The sequence below is a fragment of the Streptomyces sp. NPDC008092 genome (assembly GCF_042957285.1).
In the GTDB taxonomy this organism is placed as follows: Bacteria; Actinomycetota; Actinomycetes; order Streptomycetales; family Streptomycetaceae; genus Streptomyces.
Genome location: NZ_JBIBHY010000015.1, coordinates 41,103 through 61,047 on the forward strand (window position 1 = coordinate 41,103; position 19,945 = coordinate 61,047).

Here is a 19,945-nt window from a genome sequence, read left to right on the forward strand (position 1 = left end):
CCTCAGATCTCTATGCAGGTACGCAGGGCGGTGCCCGTGCGCATCTGGTCCAGGGCCTCGTTGATGTCGGCCAGCGGCACGCGGTGGGTGATCAGGCCCTCCAGGTCGATCCGGCCCGCCCGCCACAGGGCGATCGTCCGTTCGTAGGAGCGGACCACGTCGCCGCCGCCGTACATGGACGGCAGGATCCGCTTCTCGTCGAAGAACAGCTCGAACATGTTGAGCTGGAGGAAGTCGTCCATGGCGCCCGCGCCGACGACCACGAGGGTGCCGCCGCGCCGGGTGTTCTCGTACGCGGTCCGGGCGGTGGCGGACTTGCCGACGACCTCGAAGACGTAGTCGAAACCCTCGCCGGCGGTCACCTCCTGCTTGGCGCCGGGGAGTTCGTCGGGCGAGACCGCCCTCGTCGCCCCGAACCTGAGCGCCGACTCGCGCCGCGACTCGACCGGGTCGACGGCGACGATCTCGGCCGCGCCCTTGAGCCGCGCCCCCTGGATCGCCGAGATCCCGACGCCGCCGCAGCCGATCACGGCGACCGACGAACCGGCCTCCACGTCGGCCGTGTTGAGGGCCGCGCCGAGTCCGGTGGTGACCCCGCAGCCGATCAGCGCGGCGATGTCGAAGGGCACGTCGTCCGGGATCGGCACCGCGCACCCGGCGTCGACCACGACCTCCTCGGTGAAGGTGCCGGTGCCCGCGAAGCCGAAGACGTCTCCTCCGGGGCGCCGGAAGTTGGGGGTGCCGGCGTTCATGAACCCGGCGAGACAGAGTTCGGTCTGCCCGCGCCGGCAGGCGGGACAGGCGCCGCAGGCCGGCAGCCAGCAGACGACCACCCGGTCGCCGGGCTTGACCCGGGTGACGCCCTCCCCCACCTCCAGGACCTCGCCCGCGCCCTCGTGGCCCGGCACGAACGGTCCCGGCTGCGGCAGCACCCCGCTCATCGCCGACAGGTCCGAGTGGCACAGCCCCGTGGCGCGCACCCGGATCCGCACCCTGCCGGGCCCGAATCCCACCGCCTCGACGTCGTCGAGGACGTCCAGCTTCTCCTGGCCGATCTCGTGCAGTACGGCTGCGCGCATGGTGCGGCTCCCCTCAACTGCTCAGCTGCTCTACTGATCAAGAGTGTTCGACGATCGTGTCGGCGAGGACGGGCGCGTCCTCCCGCTCGACGGCGCTGACGGCGACCCGGACCTGTCCGTCGCTCCGCCACATGCGGATGCGCAGCGTCTCCCCCGGGTACACCACGCCCGCGAACCGGGTCCCGTACGACCGCACCCGGCTCACGTCCCCGCCGAGCAGCGTGTCCACGACCGCCTTGAGCGTCATGCCGTAGGTGCACAGCCCGTGCAGGATGGGCCGGTCGAAGCCGGCGCGCTTGGCGAAGTCGGGGTCGGCGTGCAGCGGGTTGTAGTCGCCGGAGAGGCGGTAGAGCAGGGCCTGGTCCTCGCGGACCGGCCGCTCGACGGTCCGGTCGGGCTCGCCCGCGGGCGGGTCGAGCCGGGCCGAGGGGCCGCGGTCGCCGCCCCAGCCGCCTTCTCCTCGTACGAAGATCTGCGCGTCGTTGGTCCACAGCGGGCCGTCGGCGTCCGCGACGTCGGTGCGCATCACCAGGACGGCCGCCTTGCCCTTGTCGTATACGGCGGCGATGCGGCCGGTGGCGGTGGCGGTGCCCGCGGCCGGGATGGGGCGGTGCAGGGTGAGGGACTGGCCGCCGTGCAGCACCTTGGCGAGGTCGACGTCGACGCCGGGCATGGCCAGTCCGCTGATCACCCCGGGCGAGCCGGCGCCCGCGACGGTGGCGAAGCTGGGCAGGACGTGCAGCCGGCTCTCCAGGGTGTAGCGGAGCTCGTCGGGGTCGGTGGCGGGGCGGCCCGCGCCGATGCCGAGGTGGTAGAGCTGGACGTCCCGGCGCTCCCAGCGGATCTCCCCGGACCTGGGTTCGGCGGCGAGGGCCTTGTCGGCGTCGATGGGCATACGGCTCCTGAGGTGTCTCAAGACCTCGGCACGGCCGTCCGCACCGTCGGCCGCACCGAGGTCGTCCACGGGTGCAGATCTAGAACGCGTTCCATTCCAGCGCACCTTGTATAGCCCAGCGCTCCGCACTTGTGAAGGCTCCTGACGTCGTGTCAGATGCGGCGGTGCCGGACCAGGACATTTGTCCTGCCCGCGGCCGTACATCCGCCTCTGCCGAACCGGCGCCGCCTTTCGTAGGGTCGTAACGCCGGACAGTACGGCCGACCGAAACAGAACCAGAACAGACCAGAACAGGCCGGAACAGGCCGGAACAGAGCAGAGAAGATCTGCGCGGATCGGGGGAAGAGCGGCATGACGTGGTGGCAGCAGGTGAAGTGCCAGGCGGACGGGTGGCGGACGGCGCGCGCCCAGTGGCGGGAGGAGATGGCCCGCTTCAAGGAGCAGCGGAGGTCGGCGCGGAAGAACGGCGAGGTGCCCGACCACGCGGGGCCGCCGCCCTCCGGCTTCGCCCTGCTCCCCTGGTTGTTGCTGGGGCTGGGCTCCCTCTCCAACCTGCTCCAGGGCAGGACGGCCAACCCGTGGATCGGCGCGATCGGCCTGCTCGCCTTCAACTCCCTCTACGTCTACGTGACCTTCCGCTCCTTCCACAAGGAGGCCCGGGAGGCCCGCTCCACCCGCGTCGCCCTGCTGCTGATGGGCCTGCTCACCACCGGCCTGGCCCTCGGCTACGGCGGCAACTGGCTGATGTTCTTCCCGCTGCTGGGCCTCGCCACCGGCGCGGTGCTCCGCGGGCCCTGGCTGGGCCGCGCCGGGATCCTGCTCGCCTGCTTCGCGGGCGCTGTCTCCTGGTACCGGGACGGCTCCGACGCCGTCACCGTCGCCTACGGCACCTTCCTGTCGACGATGATCACCGCCGCGATCCTCTCCCTCTCCGAGGCCGTGCGGGAGCTGCGCGCCGCCCGCGAGGAGCTGGCCCGGCGGGCGGTGGAGAAGGAGCGGCTGCGCTTCTCCCGGGACCTGCACGACCTGCTCGGGCACACCCTCTCGGTGATCGTCGTGAAGTCGGAGGCGGCCCGGCGGGTCGCGCCCCGCGACCTGGACGCGGCACTGTCGCAGATCTCCGACATCGAGTCGGTCGGCCGGCAGGCACTGACCGAGATCCGCGAGGCGGTGACCGGCTACCGGGAGGGCAGCCTGGCCGCCGATCTCGCCCGGGCCCGCTCGGCCCTCAAGGCGGCGGGCGTCGAGCCGGTGGTCCGGCAGTCGGGGGCGCCGCTCGCCCCGCAGACCGAGACCCTGCTCGGCTGGGTGGTGCGCGAGGCGGTCACCAACGTGGTCCGGCACAGCGACGCCGCGCGCTGCGAGATCACCGTCGACAGCGCCGCCGGGCGGGCCCGGCTGACGGTCACCGACGACGGCCCGGGCACGGTGGCCGCCGAGCCCTGCCGGGAGGGCATCGGCGGCACCGGCCTGAAGGGGCTGACCGAGCGCCTCGCGGCGGCGGGCGGCTCCCTGAAGGCCGGCCCGGCGCCGCGCGGCGGCTTCACGGTCACCGCGGAACTTCCCACCGAGGCGCTGGAACTGCTGGCCCCGGTGGCCGCTACGGCGCCCAGGGCGAGCTGACGGCCCAGCTGACGTCGGCGGTCCAGGACGTGGCGCTGTCCCAGGCGTTGGAGCCGCCGTCGCTCGCTATGTACAGGTTGTAGTTGTAGTGGCGCAGGTATTTCGTCGGGTAGTTGTACGAGGCGAAGGACGTGCCCGTGCCGCTCTTGCCGGTCGTCGGACAGAAAGTGGCGTCCTGTCTGAATGTCGTGGTGCCGTCCATGGGCTGCCGGTAGATCTTGAAGTTGTAGTGGCGCAGGTAGTCGCCGGGATAGTTGCGCGACTCGAAGGAGACGCAGGAGCTGTCCGCGAGGCCGGGGCGGACGATCCAGGTGGCGTCGCTCTTGTCCAAGGCGGAGCTGCTGGAGGTGATGGCCGACAGCACGCCGGCATTGTTCTGGTGGCGGACGAAGTCGGTGGTGCAGCAGGACGTGGTGGCCTGCAGGGAGATCTCCGAGGCGGAGTTGAGCGTGCCGGTGGAGCCGGTCGCGCCGCCGTAGCCGACGGAGACGATGTTGGACTGCACGGCGTCGTCGGCGGCGTCGGTCGGGATGCCGGAGGTCATCACGCCCTCGAAGAACGAGCCGATGGAGCCGTTGCTGTTGTCGCCGCCGGTGCCGAGGACGATCGCGCCCTCCTGGTGCATCGGCGAGTAACCGCTGCTGGTGCTCGGCTCACCGCCGGAATAGGTGGTGGTGAGACCGCCCGATTGCGCGTTTCCCCATTTCAGTGCGAAATGATCCTGCCCGTTGTTCTTCAGCAACGCGGTGACGAACGGTATCGCGCCGGTGCCCGTGTTGGACGAGTTGGTGCTGTAGCCGAGGTTGGACTCGAACAGCCCGTTCTCCAGGTCCGCCTGGACCCACGGGCCGGAACCGTAGCAGGGCGAGAACCAGCACTCGGTGCCGAAGTTGATGGCGTCCATGTGGCCGTTGCCGGTGTCCTTGTTGTTGGTCTCGGCGTTGCCGTAGTCGAAGCAGCAACTGCCGTTCACGTGGGTGCCGGAGGTGACCATGTACATCCCCTCGGCGGCGCCGTTGGTGGCCACACCCGAGGTCGAGTTGTCCCGGTAGCCCATGCCGGCCGAGATCTCCAGGCCGTAGACCTGGTGCCCGCCGACGGTCACCGGCAGCGCGTCCGCCGGGGCCCCGACATCGGCCGCGCCGGCCCCGCCGGCGCCCTCGACCGTGAGGTCGTTGTGCTTGCTGGACTGGTCGTAGATCCTGGTGACGATGCAGGTCGTAGCGGCGCAGAAGGAGTTCTGCGCGGCCGCGTCGGCGTAGCCGCCGGTGGCCAGCAGGCCGATGTCGGCGGTGGCGCCGTCCGAGGCGCGCTGCACCCGGTAGAGGGAGCCGCTGTACGACGAGTACAGCGCCCGGACCATGCTGTGCGCGGCGACGCACGGGGTGCCGGCGGCGGCGTAGACGTCACAGGGCAGCGAACTCGCGGCGGACGCCTCGGGGGCGCCGGCCCCGACGACGAGCGCGGCGACGGTCGCGAACGCGGCGAGCACGGACAGCACCGCTCTCCTGGCTCGCGGCGGACATGAGCGCAGGGCTCGCAGGGACACTGAGAACACGGTGCACCTCTTCTTCGGTTCCTCGTAGGGCGGTGCGGGTTCACGGTCGGTATACCGAACATCGTTCGACCGAAATACCGAACCTATTCAGCTGTCGAAATACCGACCGTTCGCCGGCCATTCGGGGAATTGCAGAGGTGATTGTTTGAGCACGGTCAACCGCCGTCAAGACCTGCGGCGCGGAACAATAACCACTCTTTAATGGCGGGGCCCGGGGCTACGCTTGGGCTGTGTACGAGCCTGCGAACGAGATGCCCCGGAGCCACCGGCCCGCCAAGTCCATCAGGGTGCTGCTCGCCGAGGACCAGGGGATGATGCGCGGGGCTCTCGCCTTACTGCTCGGGATGGAACCGGACATCGAGGTGGTCGCCCAGGTCGGGACGGGCGACGCGATCACGGACGCCGCGCTGGTCCACCGGCCGGACGTGGCCCTCCTCGACATCGAACTGCCGGGCATGAGCGGCCTGGACGCGGCGGCGGAGCTGCGTGAACAGGCGCCGGACTGCCGGGTGCTGATCCTCACCACCTTCGGCCGGCCGGGCTATCTGCGCCGGGCGATGGATGCCGGGGCGGCCGGGTTCCTCGTCAAGGACGGGCCGGTCGAGGAACTGGCCCAGGCGATCCGGCGGGTGCTCACCGGGGAGACCGTCGTCGACCCGGCGCTCGCCACCGCCGCGCTCAGCGCCGGGCCGAACCCGCTCACCGCCCGCGAGTGCGACGTGCTGAAGGCGTCGGTGGACGGCGCGACCGTCGCCGACATCGCGGCGAAGCTGCATCTGTCGGAGTCGACGGTCCGCAACTACCTCTCCGCCGCGATCGGCAAGACCGGCACCCGCAACCGCGCGGAGGCGGTACGGGAGGCCCGGCAGCAGGGGTGGCTGTGACCTCCCCACTCGCCTACTTCGTCACCTCCGCCGACGCGTAGGACGTGCCGGCCGGCGCCGTGCACACGAACCAGTTGGCCCCCCGGAAGCCGTCGACCACGCGGATCGCCGATCCCGAGTCATGGCTGGAGAACCCGACGGTCGGCACGGCCACGGTCGTCGTGCCGTCCTTCCAGTGGCAGGTGACCTCCCGGGCGGTCTTGGCGACCATGCCGATCACCAGTCGTCCGGAGCTCTCGCCGCCGATTCCCAGGCGGGTCGCGATGGACTCCATGTCCGTGCCCGAGTACTGCTCGAACTGCTTGACCGTGTTGAACATCACCTGCTGCGGACGGTCCTCGCCCCAGCCGCGGGTCGCGAAGTACGAGACCTTGCCGATCAGGTCGGCGGGCGTGCGGGCGTCCGCCGGCTTCAGTCCCAGTTCGGCCATGCGGTCGAACTGCCGGGCCGCCTCGGTCTCGTTGCGCGGCGCTCCCCACACCTGGACGCCGACGCTCCACTCCTTGCCCTGATAGGTCCCCCGGGCCAGGTCGGTCCGCTGCGGCTCGTACACATGCCGCGCCTCGGCAGAGGCCGGTGGTGCCGCAACCTGTGCCCGGTGGTGCTCCCCGGGCAGCCCCGCGAACGCCAGCGTGGCTCCCGCCGATCCGCCCAGCACCACCACCGCCGCGGCCGCCGCCCACCGACGGGCCCGGCGCCGGCGCCCGCCGCGCAGCACCGACTGGACGGGGGCTATACCGATCTCGACCTCGTCCGCGGCGTCCGCGAGGAGGAGGGCGATGTCCGACTCCGTCTGTGTCATGCCGTGGTTCTCCCGGTTCCCGCTCATCACTTGCGCCCTCCCTGCGTCACCATGTCGGCCAGTCCCGGTATGGCACGGAGTTTCGCGATCCCCTTGGCCGCATTGCTCTTGACCGTGCCGGCCGAACAGCCCATCGCCTGTGCCGCCTGGGTCTCCGTCAGGTCCTCCCAGTAGCGCAGCACCACCGCCTCCCGCTGCCGTGGCGGCAGCTGGGCGAGCGCCTTGAGCAGGGCGCTGCGGTCGTCGGCCTGGGCGATCCGGTCCCCCGTGTCCGGCACCTCCCGCACCAGGCCCGAGTCGTCCTTCGGTGCGAGGAACTCCTTGAGTTTCCTTCGGTGCCTGCGCGCGTGCGCGTTGATCATCACGCGCCGCACGTACGCCTCCGGGTCGTCGGCCGAGCCGACCTTCCGCCAGGCGACGAAGACCTGTTCGAGCGTCGACTGGACCAGGTCCTCTGCGGCGTGCTGCTCCCCCGTGAGGAGAAATGCCGTACGCATCAGCCGCGGCCAGCGGCCGATCATGAAGCTCTGGAACTCCTCGTTCCGAGCGTCCTTCCGCTCCCCCATGGGCACCTCCTAGATGTAAGAAGGAGTCCACGAGCCGCCCGGAACGTTGCCCGCCGTACCGGAATTCTTCGGCCTGCTTCGCGGCGGCCTTCCGGCCTTCCGGCCTACCGCGCGACAGCCCTGCGGCGCGGCAGCCACAGCAGCATCAGCACCGCCCCGGCCAGCAGTAGCCCGGTGCTGGTGCGGAAGGCCGTCGCGGCAGGACAGGGCGGGATCCCTCGCCCCCGGCAATCAGCCGGTGCCGGAGGGGTGACAGCGGCCATCGGCCGTTCGAGCGCCCGTGAACCTCAACCCACCTGGGTTGGAATCGTCCTCTTTTGAGAGGGGGAGGATGTCAAACGCAGAACATCGCCGACAGTACGGCGGGATATTCGTGGGTCGTCCGCGGCTTCGAGCATGAGTGTCATGCTCCCAACCCGGCTACGGTCCTTGTATCGGCTTTTCGGCCCGCCCGGCCCTAGGTCCCCGGTCGTACGGCCCGCTCCTACGGCCTACGCCGCCGTCCGGAACAGCGTCACCACCGCCGCCCCGCCCAGTCCGATGTTGTGCGCGAGCCCCACCCGGGCGCCGGGCACCTGCCGGTCGCCGGCCGTGCCGCGCAGCTGCCAGACCAGTTCGGCGGTCTGCGCGAGCCCGGTCGCGCCCAGCGGATGCCCCTTGGAGATGAGCCCGCCGGAGGGGTTCACCACCCAGCGCCCGCCGTACGTGGTCGCACCGGACTCCACGAGCTTGCCCGACTCGCCGACGGCGCACATGCCGAGCGCCTCGTAGGTCAGCAGCTCGTTGACCGAGAAGCAGTCGTGCAGTTCGACCACGTCGACGTCCTCGATGCCGAGCCCCGCGCGGTCGTACACCTGCCGGGCCGCGGCCCGGGACATCGGCTGTCCGACGACGTCGATGCACGAGCCGGACGCGAAGGACTCCTCGGTGTCGGTCGTCATCGCCTGCGCGGCGATCTCGACGAGCCCGGTGAGCCCGCGCCGTTCGGCGAACCGTTCGGAGACGACCACGGCCGCCGCCGCGCCGTCGGAGGTGGGCGAGCACTGGAGTTTGGTGAGCGGGCGGTGGACGGTGCGGGCGGCGAGGATGTCCGCGACGTCGTACACGTCCTGGAACTGGGCGTACGGGTTGTCCGCGGAGTGCCGGTGGTTCTTGGCGGCCACGGCGGCGAGCTGCGCCTCGGTGGTGCCGTACCGCTCCATGTGCTCGCGGGCCGCGTCGCCGAAGATCTGCGCGGTGGGCGGGGTCGCCTCGAAGCCGTGCCGGGCGGCCATGACGCCGTAGTGCCGGGCGACGGGGGAGGTCGAGAAGTCGCCGCCGTCGGCCCCGCTCCCGAGCGCGCCCCTCTTCATCTTCTCGAAGCCGAGGGCCAGGACGCAGTCGGCCGCCCCGCCCTCGACGAGCTGCCGGGCGAGCATCAGGGCGGTCGCGCCGGTGGCGCAGTTGTTGTTGACGTTGTAGACGGGGACGCCGGTGAGACCTAGTTCATAGGCGGCGCGCTGACCGGCGGTGGAGGGCTGGAAGCAGTAGCCGACAGGAACCTGTTCCACCTCGCGGTACGAGATCCCCGCGTCGGCGAGCGCGGAGCCGCCGGCCTCCCGGACCATGTCCCAGTACTGCCAGTCACGGCTTTCGGGCTTCTCGAACTTGGTCATCCCGACCCCGGCGACATACGCCTTCACAGCAGCCATGACGCGGGAGACTAGAACACGTTCCACAAACAGACCAGACATGACGGCGGATCAGAAACCCATGGGACGGTCAAGGATTCGTTAGCAGCTCGAAGCAACGGAATAGTTGCCTGTGCATACGAGGTTTACCGTGCACTTATCCCGCACGCATGCCGTACTTCCCGTCACTCTCTCGGCCCGGAGGCCCCACCCCATGACGCACACGACCGACCAGCCCACCCGGGGCGCGAGCGGGGCCGTGGTCCCGGTCCTCGCCTTCGCGGGCATCGTGGTCGCGGTGATGCAGACCCTGCTCGTTCCGGTCATCAAGGACCTTCCGCAGCTGCTGGGCACCGAACCCAGCAACGCCACCTGGGTCCTGACCTCGACGCTGCTGTCGGGCGCCGTGGCCACCCCGATCATGGGCCGCCTCGGCGACCTCTACGGCAAGCGGCGGATGCTGGTCCTGAGTCTCGCCGTGATGGTGGTCGGCGCGCTGGTCAGCGCCCTCACCAGCGACCTGCTCACGATGATCGCGGGCCGGACCCTCCAGGGCTTCGCCATGGGCGCGATCCCGCTGGGCATCGGCCTGATGCGCGACATGCTGCCGCGCGAGAAGCTCGGCTCGGCGATGGCGCTGATGAGCTCCTCGATCGGCGTCGGCGGCGGCCTCGCGCTGCCCGCCGCGGCCCTGGTCGCGCAGCACATGGACTGGCACGCCCTGTTCTACGGCGCCGCCGGCCTCGGCGTGCTCTCCATAGCCCTGACCTTCCTCGTCGTACCGGAATCCCCGATGCGCGCGGAGGGCTCCTTCGACGTGGCCGGCGCGATCGGCCTGTCGGCCGGTCTGGTGCTGCTCCTGCTGCCCATCACCAAGGGCAGCGACTGGGGCTGGTCGTCCGGCACCACGCTGGGCCTGTTCGCCGCCTCGGTGGCCGTCCTCCTCCTGTGGGGCGTCTTCGAACTGCGCCACTCGGCCCCGCTGGTCGACCTGCGCACCACCGCCCGCCCGGCGGTCCTCTTCACCAACCTCGCCTCGATCATGGTCGGCGTCAGCTTCTACGTCGTCTCGCTGGTCCTGCCGCAGCTGCTCCAGCTCCCGAAGGCCACCGGCTACGGCCTCGGCCAGTCGATGGTCAACGCCGGTCTGCTGGTCGCCCCGCTGGGCCTGACGATGATGTTCACGGCCCCCGTCTACGCCCGTCTGTCCGCCAAGTACGGCCCCAAGACCACCCTGATCCTCGGCATGGTGATCATCGGCATCGGCTACGGCGGCGGCCTCGGCCTGATGAGCGCGGCCTGGCAGAGCCTGGTCATCGCGGTCGTCCTCGGCGCCGGCATCGGTCTCGCCTACTCCTCGCTCCCGGCCCTGATCGTCGGCGCGGTCCCGGCCTCGGAGACCGGCGCGGCGAACGGCCTCAACACGCTGATGCGGTCCATCGGTACGTCCGTGTCGAGCGCCGTCATCGGCATGGTGCTGGCCAACACGGCGAACCACGTGGGCGGTGTCGCCGTCCCGACCATGCACGGCTTCCGGGTCTCGTTCCTGATCGCCACGGGCGCGGTCGCGGTGGGCCTGGTGCTCGCCCTGCTGCTGCCGAAGCGGGGCCGGCCGGCCGAGGTCGCCCTGCACACGCAGCTGCGGGCGAGCAGCGAGGAGGACGCCGTGCTCGCGGGCGCCGAGGAGGTGCTGCGCGGCTTCCGCGGCCGCGTCGTGGACGCCACCGGCGTGCCGGTGGCCCGTGCCAAGGTGACCCTGATCGACCGGCGGGGGCGACAGGCGGGGGCCACGCTGTCCGCCGAGGACGGCACGTACGCGCTCGCGGTGCCGGCCGAAGGGGCGTACGTGCTGGCCGCGAAGGCGGCCGGCCACGGCCCGCTCGCCTCGTCGGCGACCCACGCCGGGGACGACCGCGCGGTCGACCTGGACCTGGCGCTGCCCGGGGAGACGGTCAGCGCGTAGCACTCCGTGGGGGGCGGCCGTGAGTACGTTGCGGCCGCCCCTCGCTTGCTTCGGCACCCGGCGCTCCGCCGGGGCGTGCCGCGCTGGGCCAGTCTGCCGACTGCGGCGCCGTCGTGGCTGGTCGCGCAGTTCCCCGCGCCCCTGACGGGGCGCTCCCGAACCGGCGTCGGTCCGCCGCCGCGCTCCCCCCTCTTGCTGCGGGGCCCGCGCGCTCCGCCGGGGCGTGCCGCGATCTGCCGACTGCCGACTGCGGCGCCGTCGTGGCCGGTCGCGCAGTTCCCCGCGCCCCTGGAGGGGCGCTCGTCAGTCCGCCGCCGCGCGCTCCCCCGTCGGGCGCCTGCGGGCGGACGCGTCGGTGAGGGACGGTGGCTGCCAGACGCCGTCGGCCCGGTAGAGGTCGGTGCCGGGGGCCACGATCTCGTCGACGCGGTCGAGCACCGCGTCGTCGAGGACCAGTTCGGCGCCCTTGAGCAGCGCGGTGAGCTGGTCCATGGTGCGCGGGCCGATGATCACCGAGGTCACGGCCGGGTGCACCAGCGGGAAGGCGACGGCCAGCTCCGGCAGGGTGCAGCCCGCCTCCTCGGCGAGGGCGACGAACCGCTCGACGGCCGCGTACTTCGCGGCGTTGCCGGGGGCGGCGGGGTCGAAGCGCTGCGGGGAGAGTTTGGCCCGGCCCGTGGTGAGGTCGACCGGACGGCCCTCGCGGTGGGCGCCGGAGAGGAATCCGGAGGCGAGCGGCGACCAGGTCAGCACGCCCATGCCGAGGCGCTGCGCGGTGGGCAGCACGGCCCGTTCGATGCCGCGGGCGAGAAGCGAGTACGGCGGCTGCTCCGTACGCATCCGCATCAGCCCGCGCCGCTCCGCCACGTGGTGCGCCTCGACGAGGTCCTCGGCGGGGAACGTGGAGCAGCCGAACGCCCGGATCTTCCCCGCCGTCACCAGGTCGCCGAGGACGGACAGCGTCTCCTCGATGTCGGTGGTGTGGTCGGGGCGGTGCACCTGGTAGAGGTCGATCCAGTCGGTGTCCAGCCGCCGCAGGCTGTCCTCGACGGCCTTGAGGATCCAGCGGCGCGAGTTGCCGCTGCGGTTGCGGCCCTCCCCCAGCGGAAAGTGCACCTTCGTGGCGAGCACCACGTCGTCGCGCCGGCCCTTGAGCGCCTTGCCGACGATCTCCTCGCACTCACCGGCCGAGTACATGTCGGCGGTGTCCACGAAGTTGATGCCGGCGTCGAGCGCCGCGTTGACGATGCGGGCTCCGTCCTCGTGGTCGGGGTTGCCGATGCCTCCGAACATCATCGTGCCCAGGCAGTGGGTGCTGACCTCGATGCCGGTCTTGCCGAGGACGCGATAGCGCATGCCGGTGCTCCGTCACAGGTGGGGTCGGTTGGCGGCGTCAGTGTAGGTGTTGGAGTGCACTTGAGAGCCAGCCCCCGGGGAGTGCCCGCGCCGCCGCCGCGCACCCCGGTCGGCCGGCCGGCGGAGCGGGTGCGGCAGCATGGACGCCCGGACAGCCGTACGAACGAGGTACGGGTGACGAGCGAGAGGAAGTCCATGACCACGGCAGCCCCCAAGCCCGAGATCCTGGCCGCGTTCGAGGCGGCGAAGGGGTTCATGCCCGTCGGCGAGGGACTCGCGCTGTACGCGGCCGCCGTCGAGGCGGGGCGGCTCGGCCTGCCGTTGCTTGAGGTCGGGACGTACTGCGGGCGCTCGACGATCCTGCTCGCCGACGCGGCCCGCGCGGCCGGGGTCACCGCGCTCACCGTCGATCACCACCGGGGCAGCGAGGAGCAGCAGCCGGGCTGGGACTACCACGACCCGGAGACGGTCGACCCGGAGATCGGGCTGATGGACACGCTGCCGGCCTTCCGGCGCACCCTGCACCGGGCCGGCCTGGAGGACCACGTCGTCGCCGTCGTCGGCCGGTCCCCGCAGGTCGCCGCGTTCTGGAACTCCCCGCTCGGCTTCGTCTTCGTCGACGGCGGCCACACCGACGAGCACGCCACCGCCGACTACGAGGGCTGGGCCCCCCATGTGGCCCAAGGCGGCCTCCTTCTGATCCACGACGTCTTCCCGGACCCGAAGGACGAGTTCACCGGCCAGGCCCCTTACCGCGTCTACCTCCGCGCCCTGGAGTCGGGCGCCTTCACGGAGGTCTCGGCCCACGACTCGCTGCGCGTCCTGCGGCGAACGGGGGCAGGGATCTGAGGACGCGGTTAGAGTCGCAGACGTGTCGTACACAGGCCCGGAATTCGATCCCCCGCAGCAGCGCCGGTTCCGGCGGGCGCCGCTCGCCGTCGGTCTTGCCGCGCTGGTGCCCGGTGCGCTGCTCGGATGGGTGGTGTACGAGGGTGTCGGCAAGCCCGGCGGGAGCACCGGCGGGAGCGGTGCCGGGCAGGCGGCCGCGGTGACGCCCAAGTCGGCGGCCGCGGCACCGGGCGACGACGCCAAGGTGCCGGGGGCGAGCCCGAGCCCGAGCGCGGCCCGGCCGCTGCAGGGCAAGGTCGTCGTCATCGACCCGGGGCACAACCCGGGGAACTTCCAGCACACGTCCGAGATCAACCAGCAGGTGGACATCGGGACGAACTGGAAGGAGTGCGACACCACGGGCACCTCCACCAACGCCGGGTACACCGAGGCCCGCTTCACCCTCGACGTCGCGCACCGGCTGCGGGCGCTGCTGGAGAAGCAGGGCGCCACGGTGAAGATGACGCACGACGGGGACCGGCCGGCCTGGGGGCCGTGCGTGACCGAGCGGGCGGAGATCGGCAACGCCGCGCACGCCGACGCGGCCATCTCCATCCACGCCGACGGAGCGCCCGAGGGCGACCGCGGCTTCCATGTCATCCTCCCGGCCTCCGTGCACTCCGGTGCCGCCGACACCCGCCCGATCCTCGACTCCTCCCGCGCCCTCGGCGAGCACATCGAGAGCGACTTCGCGAAGGTCACGGGCAGCGCGCCGTCCAACTACGTGGGAAACGGCACCGGTCTCGACGTCCGCAAGGACCTCGGCGGTCTCAATCTGTCAACGGTTCCCAAGGTGTTCATCGAGTGCGGCAACATGCGCGACAGCAAGGACGCGGCGCTGCTGACCAGCGGGGCCTGGCGGCAGAAGGCGGCGCAGGGGATGTTTGAGGGAATCGTGAGTTTCCTGCGCGGGTAGGCATCGGCGGGCCCCTCCGGGCGGACACCCTGATCGTTCGGACGATAGTGTCCTTCCTAGGATTCCTACGATCGATTCCTACGATGAGGGGCACACCCCCGCGACGCCTCCTCTGCCGACGAGACGACCCACGAAGGACCTGAAGTGAATATCCGCTCCCTCACTAGAGGCGACGGCGCGGTGATCGGAGCAGCGGTATTGCTGTTCATCGCGTCGTTCCTCGACACGTTCGACAAGTCCGGCCCGAACGCCTGGGACAACCTCGGCCTGGTGATGAGCATGTACGTCGGCGGCATCGCCGGCGCGGTCCTGATCGTCCTCGCCCGCGCGCTGCCGCAGCCGTTCAAGTTCGTCGGGCTCGACCTGGGCCAGATCGGCGTCGGTCTCACGGTGTTCTCCCTGTGGACCTCGTTCTGGTCGACCATCGACCCGCTGGGCGCGTTCTCCGACCAGTTGGGCGGCGCCGACGTCGGTGCGGGTTCCGGCCTGATCCTCGGCCTGATCGCGACGCTGGTCCTGGCCGCGGCCGCGATCGCCACCCCGCTGGTCCCGGCCCTGCAGGCGGCCCTGGTCCCGGCCCCCAAGCCGCAGGCCCCGCAGCCCTACGGCGCCCAGCCCCCCGGCGGTTACGGCTACCCCGGTGCCGCCGCCCCGCAGCCCGGCCAGCCCTACGGCGCGCAGCCGGGGACCGGTCAGCCCTTCGGCCACCAGCAGCCCCCGGCCGCCGCGCAGCAGCCGCCGGCCCCCGACTTCTCGCCGTTCTGGTTCGCCGTACCGGTGTCGCGGCCGCTGTTCGCCGAGGACGGCTCGACCGCGCCGATCGCCGAACTGGCGCCCGGCACCTGGTACTTGGCGGTCGAGCAGCGGGGTGCGGCACTGGTGGCGCAGACCCAGGACGGCCGCCGCGGCGTGCTGCAGGACACCTCCGGGATCCAGCGCGGCTGAACGGCCCCGCACGTACGGCCCCTTGCCCTTCCGGGTGAGGGGCCGTTGTCGTACAGTCGCCCGGCAATTGTCTGACGTCACGTCAGGAGGCGGCCATGCGGCTCGGGTTGGCACTCGGCTACTGGGGGCGCGGCCCCTCCCCCGACCACGTGCCGCTGGCGCGGGAGGCGGAGCGGCTCGGGTACGACTCGGTGTGGACGGCGGAGTCCTGGGGCTCGGACGCCTTCACCCCGCTCACCTGGATCGCCGCGCAGACCTCGACGATCAGGCTGGGTACGGCCGTTGCCCAGATGGCGGCCCGGTCGCCCACCACCACCGCGATGCACGCGCTGACCCTTGACCACCTCTCCGGGGGCCGGATGCTGCTCGGTCTCGGGCTGTCCGGGCCGCAGGTCGTCGAGGGCTGGTACGGCCGCCCGTTCCCGAAGTCGCCGCTGACCGCGACGCGGGAGTACGTGGACGTCGTACGGCAGGTGCTGCGCCGGGAGGGACCGGTGGCACTGGACGGTCGCTTCCACCCCCTCCCCTACCGGGGGCCGGACGCGACCGGCCTCGGCAAGCCGCTGAAGCCGATCACTCACCCGCTCCGTCCCGGCCTGCCGGTGCTGCTCGGTGCCGAGGGGCCGAGGAACGTCGCCCAGACGGTCCGGATCGCCGACGGCTGGCTGCCGCTGTACTGGGCGCCGAGCCGGCCCGAGGTGTACGGCCCGGCGGTCGCCGACCTCCCGGAGGGCTTCCTGGTCGCCCCCATGGCCCAGGTCAAGGTATGCGACGACGTGACGGCCGGGCTCCTTCCCGTGAAGGCCATGCTCGGCTTCTACATCGGCGGCATGGGCCACGCCGCCCGCAACTTCCACGCCGACCTCATGGCCCGCATGGGGTACGAGGAGGAGGCCCGGCGGATCCAGGAGCTGTTCCTGTCCGGGCGGCGCGAAGAGGCCGTGCTGGCGGTGCCGGACGCGTTCGCCGACGAGATCTCGCTGGTCGGCCCGCGCCAACGCATCGCCGAGCGGTTGGAGTTGTGGCGCAAGGGCCCGGTGACCGACCTGCTGGCCCTGGCACCGGACCCGCACACCCTGCGGGTGCTGGCCGAACTCAACTCCTAGCCGTACGGCGTCGGCGGTTCAGCGGAAGACGGCGAGCGGGTCCAGGGTCAGCTCCCGGGCCTGGCGGTTCCAGCTGCGCACCTTGCCCAGGCAGCGGGCCTGGAACTCGACGCCGTCCGGGTACTCCTCGTCCCGGAACTCCTCGCGGACCCCGGCGACCGAGCAGACCATCCTGACGTGGGCGGGCTCGTCCGGGGCGACCCCGTAGCCGGCCCGCAGCACGAGGGTGCGGTCGCCCAGCCTGCGGGCGGTGAAGCGGCCGGTGACCCAGACGAACTCCGGCATCACGTCGCTCAGCGCGACCCGCTCGGCCCGCCGCTCCCGCAGCCGCTCGCCGAGCGCCCGGTTGGGCACGAGCCGGTCGGCGAGCAGGTCGGCGTCCACGACCACGTCCTCCTTGCGCATGGTGTCCATGAGCAGCCTGATCACCGTGATCGGGGTGTTCTGCCTGACGTACGTCGTGACGCGTTCCCGGGTGATGTCCTGGGTCGCGCTCCCGTCCCCGAGGCCGAGCCGGCCCTTGAGGCCGAACCCGGTGGTGACGTTGGTGCGGTCGGCGACCTCCTGCTCCAGGGCCACCGCGAAGCCGCCGCTCTGGAAGAGGTCCATCACCCGCTGCTCGTGCAGGTAGAAGCACAGGCCGTGGACGGTCCGCCCGCCCCCGCGGCCGCGTTGCCGACGGACGAGGACCGTCACGCCGTACCCGGCGAGGACCGCCCAGCCCAGGGCCGTCAGTGTCCACAGGAGGGCCCACGGCCACCCCCACGCACCCCACCACTCGCTGTCAACGGCAGCCACGGATCTCCTTGAACGCCTCGGAGAGGGAGGAGAGCCCGGCGTCGACCATATGGCCCCCGGTGGCCGCGGCGGCCCGCTCCAGGGCGCCGGCGTCGGCCTCTCCGAACGGGACGGCGAACGTCGGCACCGCCTTGGCCGCGTCGCCGAGCGCGTCGTACCGCCGCCGGAACTCCTCGTAGGGCAGGCCCGAGTTGCTCTCCCCGTCGGTCATCAGGACGATCGCCACCGGCCGTTCGGGCCTGGCGCGCACGGCGTCGGCGGCGATCCGGTAGCCGCGGTCGAGCGCCGACCACACGGCGGTGGCGTCGTCGAAGCCGCCGTCGGCGACCACCCGGTCGAGGGCGCGCAGGTCAGCGTCGCCGCGAACGGTCACCGTGCGCTCCTGAAGGACATGCCCGCCGAAGCGGACGACGGTGAGCCGCTCCCCGCGGTAGAACCGGATGAACTTGCCGCCGGCGGACGTGTCCGCACCGCTCAGCCCGGCGAAGGCGGCGCGCAGTTCGGCGATCCGCCGGCCGCGCATCGAGGTGGAGAAGTCCAGCACGAACACCACCTGGTCGGCGGTCGGGTCGGCGGGATCGCCGTAGTCGTCGACCAGTTGCTCGACGACGGCGAGGCGGTCGGGGAAGGACAGCGCGTTGCCGACGGAGGTGCGCAGGGCGGGTGCCGGGGTGACGTCCGGGCTGACCGGCCGCCGGTAGGTCGTCTCCATCAGCTTCCGCTGCGCGCCGGCGCCGAGCAGCCAGTCCACCGCCTTGCGGTACGCCTCCCGTTGCGCCGGGTCGAGGAGCAGCAGCGGGAAGTCGGAGAGCACCATCCCGTCGTCGGGGTGGACGATCTCCAGCGGCTCGGGCAGCTTCTTCGTGGCGTTCAGGGCGAGCAGTTCGGACTCGTGGGCGATCAGGGCGTCGGCCCGGTCCCGGTGGGCCGGGTAGCCGGCCAGCAGGTCGCGCGAACTGGCGCCGGTCAGGGTCTGGCCGGACCGGAAGCCGCGCAGCCGGTCGCAGGAGACGTCCTGTGCGCGCAGCGCGCTGCCGGTATCCGCGGCGGCCGTGGCCACGCCGACCAGGGCGGCCCGCCCGGTGTCGCTGCGCCGCGGGTCGGCCATCCCGAACCGGACGATCCCGCGGGCGGCCGCGTCCGCGATGTCCGCCCAGGTCAGCCGGCCACCGGGCACCCCCTTGCGGAGTCGCCCGGCGACCGAGGGGGTGAGCCCGACCACGACCGGGGAGCGCATGATCGGCGTCGACTCGGGACGCGCCGCGCTCTTCCCGGACGCCTGCAACCGCAGCAGGAACGACCGGTCCGAGACCGGCCAGGCGAGGTCGTACGACGACGTCCCGTCGGCCGGCTGCCCTACGAGGTCGGCGAGATCGGCGGTGGCCTCGTACGTCATGTCGAGGCGGACCCCGGTGTCGGCCGCCAGTTCGTCCAGCAGCGGTGCCATGTCGGCGAGTTCGGGGCTGGCGAGGACCCGCAGGGTGACCCGGTCCTCGCCGTCCTCGCCGTTTCCGCCGCACGCCGTGGTGAGGGCGGCGGGCAGGAGGAGGGCCAGGGCCAGACAGGCGGTGCGAACCGCCCGCCGGTACCGGCTCATTCGTCGTCCCGGACCGGGGGCGGGCAGTCCCCCACGTAGGTGATGATCTCCTCCAGGACGTCCAGGGCGGGCTCGTACACCTTGGTCTCGTCGTCGTTCTGCCGGGGCACCTGGATGCCGTGGTCGCGCAGATAGGCGTTGAGCCGCTCGCTGGTGCCGTCCTCGCCGCTGACCCGTACCCGGAAGCCGAGTTCCACGGCGCGGTCGCGCAGTCCGGGGTCGTTCTGCATCAGCTCGGTGAGCCGGTCGCCCTCGGGGCTCAGGGAGATCAGCTGGGGTTCGGTGAGGGCGTAGGGGGTGGGATAGAGCAGGACACGGTCGGTGTCCTGGCGGTGGTGCCTGTCGTGGTACTCGATCTGGTGGGCGAGGTACTGGTGTTCGTAGATCACCGAGACGGGTGCGATGCTCTCGCCCAGGTCGGAGAAGTAGCTGTCGGCCTGTTCGTCGGCCCACATGCCCTGGAGGTCGATCAGGGGCCTGATCTTCTCGGCGAGTCCGCGTACGGCGCGTTCGGGGTCGCCGGTGTCCGCGGTGCCGGGGGTGGTGTTCCCGCCGGCGACGAAGGCCAGGATGCTCAGATAGGTGCCGGCCGAGTTGGACTCGCAGACGCTGGAGGTGCGCACCAGCACCCGGCCGCTGTTGCTGCGGCCGCTGACCTCGTGGTAGCCGATGCCGTTCCAGGTGTCGGCCTTGCGGCCGGAGCCGTCCTTGCGGCTCCTCGGGTCGTCCTTGCCGTCGAGCAGGCCCATGAAGCGCCGCATGTCGAGGTCGTAGTAGAGGGTGCGGTCCGCGTCCGAGCCCGGCTGCGGTGTGGCCACCCCGGCCCTGACGAGGGTCTCGGCGTAGTCCCGGAAGGTCGCGAGGACCAGCGGGGTGACGAAGGGGCGGGCGGACTTCGCGCTCATGCCCTGCTGCCGGTCGAGGATCATCTTCGCGGCGGGCTGGCCGGACGGGAAGACGACGTCCATGCCCTTGAGGGACTGGGTGGCGATGCCCCGGGAGCCGAGGCGGTGGATGTCCACCCGGATGCCGTGCCTGAGCAGCAGCCGCTGGACCTCGCGGTCCTTGAAGAAGTCCGACTTGGAGGCCATCTTGGCCTCGATGGTGACCACGCTCCGGTAGGGCCGGGGCACGTCGGCGGGCAGCAGCAGGGAGAGCGGGCCGGCGAGGGCCAGGGGAAGGGCGAGCAGGACGTGGCGGGGGAAGTGGCGCCGGGGTCTTCGGCCTATGCCGAGCCGGGGCTCGCCGGCGGTGACGGGTCTGGAGTCGGACACCTGAGCTCCTGCCTCTCCGGGGGCA

17 protein-coding genes are annotated in these 19,945 nt (G+C 71.8%); 7 read left to right on the plus strand and 10 right to left on the minus strand.

Going from position 1 to position 19,945, the window contains the following annotated elements; genetic code table 11:
* Window positions 1-2: 2 nt before the first annotated feature.
* Entirely contained in the window at window positions 3-1,079 is a 1,077-nt protein-coding gene (locus tag ACFZB3_RS38370) for an alcohol dehydrogenase catalytic domain-containing protein (protein ID WP_391384785.1), read from the minus strand.
* A gap of 37 nt (window positions 1,080-1,116) precedes the next feature.
* Window positions 1,117-1,974 (minus strand): MaoC/PaaZ C-terminal domain-containing protein, encoded by an 858-nt coding sequence (locus tag ACFZB3_RS38375; protein ID WP_391384788.1) that lies wholly within the window; start codon window positions 1,972-1,974, stop codon window positions 1,117-1,119.
* Window positions 1,975-2,325: 351 nt separating this feature from the next.
* Between ACFZB3_RS38375 and ACFZB3_RS38380 the strand changes: the two genes are divergently transcribed.
* Window positions 2,326-3,597, plus strand: a complete 1,272-nt coding sequence (locus ACFZB3_RS38380) for a histidine kinase (protein WP_391384791.1) — start codon at window positions 2,326-2,328, stop codon at window positions 3,595-3,597.
* Here the strand turns inward: ACFZB3_RS38380 and ACFZB3_RS38385 are convergent.
* A complete protein-coding gene (locus tag ACFZB3_RS38385) occupies window positions 3,575-5,146 on the minus strand; it encodes an arabinofuranosidase catalytic domain-containing protein (RefSeq protein WP_391384794.1) in 1,572 nt (523 codons plus the stop codon). The two genes, ACFZB3_RS38380 and ACFZB3_RS38385, sit on opposite strands and share 23 nt — an antisense overlap.
* A gap of 260 nt (window positions 5,147-5,406) precedes the next feature.
* Here ACFZB3_RS38385 and ACFZB3_RS38390 point away from each other — a divergent pair, with 260 nt between their 5' ends.
* Entirely contained in the window at window positions 5,407-6,039 is a 633-nt protein-coding gene (locus ACFZB3_RS38390; protein ID WP_391385541.1) for a response regulator, read from the plus strand.
* Between the two features lie 13 nt (window positions 6,040-6,052).
* Here the strand turns inward: ACFZB3_RS38390 and ACFZB3_RS38395 are convergent, their stop codons facing one another.
* The 3 genes from ACFZB3_RS38395 to ACFZB3_RS38405 all read right to left on the minus strand — a co-directional run bounded on the left by ACFZB3_RS38395 (window position 6,053) and on the right by ACFZB3_RS38405 (window position 9,098).
* On the minus strand, window positions 6,053-6,841 hold the full coding sequence (locus tag ACFZB3_RS38395; RefSeq protein ID WP_391384797.1) for a hypothetical protein: 789 nt from the start codon (window positions 6,839-6,841) through the stop codon (window positions 6,053-6,055).
* A gap of 26 nt (window positions 6,842-6,867) precedes the next feature.
* Window positions 6,868-7,407, minus strand: a complete 540-nt coding sequence (locus ACFZB3_RS38400; RefSeq protein WP_391384800.1) for a SigE family RNA polymerase sigma factor — start codon at window positions 7,405-7,407, stop codon at window positions 6,868-6,870.
* 491 nt (window positions 7,408-7,898) lie between these two features.
* Complete coding sequence (locus ACFZB3_RS38405) at window positions 7,899-9,098, minus strand: beta-ketoacyl synthase N-terminal-like domain-containing protein (protein WP_391384803.1); 1,200 nt, start codon at window positions 9,096-9,098, stop codon at window positions 7,899-7,901.
* Window positions 9,099-9,291: 193 nt separating this feature from the next.
* Between ACFZB3_RS38405 and ACFZB3_RS38410 the strand changes: the two genes are divergently transcribed.
* Window positions 9,292-11,040, plus strand: a complete 1,749-nt coding sequence (locus tag ACFZB3_RS38410) for an MFS transporter (RefSeq protein ID WP_391384806.1) — start codon at window positions 9,292-9,294, stop codon at window positions 11,038-11,040.
* Window positions 11,041-11,343: 303 nt separating this feature from the next.
* On the opposite strand, the gene ACFZB3_RS38415 is transcribed toward ACFZB3_RS38410, so the two are convergent.
* Entirely contained in the window at window positions 11,344-12,396 is a 1,053-nt protein-coding gene (locus ACFZB3_RS38415) for an aldo/keto reductase (RefSeq protein WP_391384809.1), read from the minus strand.
* 195 nt (window positions 12,397-12,591) lie between these two features.
* On the opposite strand from ACFZB3_RS38415, the gene ACFZB3_RS38420 reads away from it, so the two are divergent.
* The 4 genes from ACFZB3_RS38420 (at window position 12,592) to ACFZB3_RS38435 (ending at window position 16,251) form a co-directional block, all read left to right on the plus strand.
* Complete coding sequence (locus tag ACFZB3_RS38420; protein ID WP_391384812.1) at window positions 12,592-13,245, plus strand: class I SAM-dependent methyltransferase; 654 nt, start codon at window positions 12,592-12,594, stop codon at window positions 13,243-13,245.
* A gap of 22 nt (window positions 13,246-13,267) precedes the next feature.
* Complete coding sequence (locus tag ACFZB3_RS38425; RefSeq protein WP_391384815.1) at window positions 13,268-14,200, plus strand: N-acetylmuramoyl-L-alanine amidase; 933 nt, start codon at window positions 13,268-13,270, stop codon at window positions 14,198-14,200.
* A gap of 144 nt (window positions 14,201-14,344) precedes the next feature.
* The gene (locus ACFZB3_RS38430) at window positions 14,345-15,145 is read left to right on the plus strand and encodes a hypothetical protein (RefSeq protein ID WP_391384819.1); all 801 of its coding nucleotides are present in this window, start codon (window positions 14,345-14,347) and stop codon (window positions 15,143-15,145) included.
* Window positions 15,146-15,240: 95 nt separating this feature from the next.
* A complete protein-coding gene (locus ACFZB3_RS38435; RefSeq protein WP_391384822.1) occupies window positions 15,241-16,251 on the plus strand; it encodes an LLM class F420-dependent oxidoreductase in 1,011 nt (336 codons plus the stop codon).
* Window positions 16,252-16,269: 18 nt separating this feature from the next.
* Here ACFZB3_RS38435 and ACFZB3_RS38440 read toward each other — a convergent pair whose 3' ends face one another.
* Genes ACFZB3_RS38440 through ACFZB3_RS38450 form a run of 3 tightly spaced genes read right to left on the minus strand, consistent with a single transcriptional unit; the run spans window position 16,270 to window position 19,920 of the window.
* Window positions 16,270-17,049: a hypothetical protein gene (locus ACFZB3_RS38440; protein WP_391384825.1), complete on the minus strand. Its 780-nt coding sequence runs from the start codon at window positions 17,047-17,049 to the stop codon at window positions 16,270-16,272.
* Complete coding sequence (locus tag ACFZB3_RS38445; protein WP_391384828.1) at window positions 17,036-18,646, minus strand: substrate-binding domain-containing protein; 1,611 nt, start codon at window positions 18,644-18,646, stop codon at window positions 17,036-17,038. Before ACFZB3_RS38445 ends, ACFZB3_RS38440 begins: the two co-directional genes overlap by 14 nt.
* Window positions 18,643-19,920: a hypothetical protein gene (locus tag ACFZB3_RS38450; protein WP_391384831.1), complete on the minus strand. Its 1,278-nt coding sequence runs from the start codon at window positions 19,918-19,920 to the stop codon at window positions 18,643-18,645. Before ACFZB3_RS38450 ends, ACFZB3_RS38445 begins: the two co-directional genes overlap by 4 nt.
* Between the last annotated feature and the right edge of the window lie 25 nt (window positions 19,921-19,945).

Coding starts and splice junctions, on each gene's coding strand:
- ACFZB3_RS38445 (WP_391384828.1), bottom strand. CDS start 18,646: ATGAGCCGGTACCGGCGGGCGGTTCGCACCGCCTGTCTGGCCCTGGCC.
- ACFZB3_RS38380 (WP_391384791.1), top strand. CDS start 2,326: ATGACGTGGTGGCAGCAGGTGAAGTGCCAGGCGGACGGGTGGCGGACG.
- ACFZB3_RS38370 (WP_391384785.1), bottom strand. CDS start 1,079: ATGCGCGCAGCCGTACTGCACGAGATCGGCCAGGAGAAGCTGGACGTC.
- ACFZB3_RS38375 (WP_391384788.1), bottom strand. CDS start 1,974: ATGCCCATCGACGCCGACAAGGCCCTCGCCGCCGAACCCAGGTCCGGG.
- ACFZB3_RS38400 (WP_391384800.1), bottom strand. CDS start 7,407: ATGGGGGAGCGGAAGGACGCTCGGAACGAGGAGTTCCAGAGCTTCATG.
- ACFZB3_RS38405 (WP_391384803.1), bottom strand. CDS start 9,098: ATGGCTGCTGTGAAGGCGTATGTCGCCGGGGTCGGGATGACCAAGTTC.
- ACFZB3_RS38420 (WP_391384812.1), top strand. CDS start 12,592: ATGACCACGGCAGCCCCCAAGCCCGAGATCCTGGCCGCGTTCGAGGCG.
- ACFZB3_RS38435 (WP_391384822.1), top strand. CDS start 15,241: ATGCGGCTCGGGTTGGCACTCGGCTACTGGGGGCGCGGCCCCTCCCCC.
- ACFZB3_RS38415 (WP_391384809.1), bottom strand. CDS start 12,396: ATGCGCTATCGCGTCCTCGGCAAGACCGGCATCGAGGTCAGCACCCAC.
- ACFZB3_RS38410 (WP_391384806.1), top strand. CDS start 9,292: ATGACGCACACGACCGACCAGCCCACCCGGGGCGCGAGCGGGGCCGTG.
- ACFZB3_RS38390 (WP_391385541.1), top strand. CDS start 5,407: ATGCCCCGGAGCCACCGGCCCGCCAAGTCCATCAGGGTGCTGCTCGCC.
- ACFZB3_RS38395 (WP_391384797.1), bottom strand. CDS start 6,841: ATGACACAGACGGAGTCGGACATCGCCCTCCTCCTCGCGGACGCCGCG.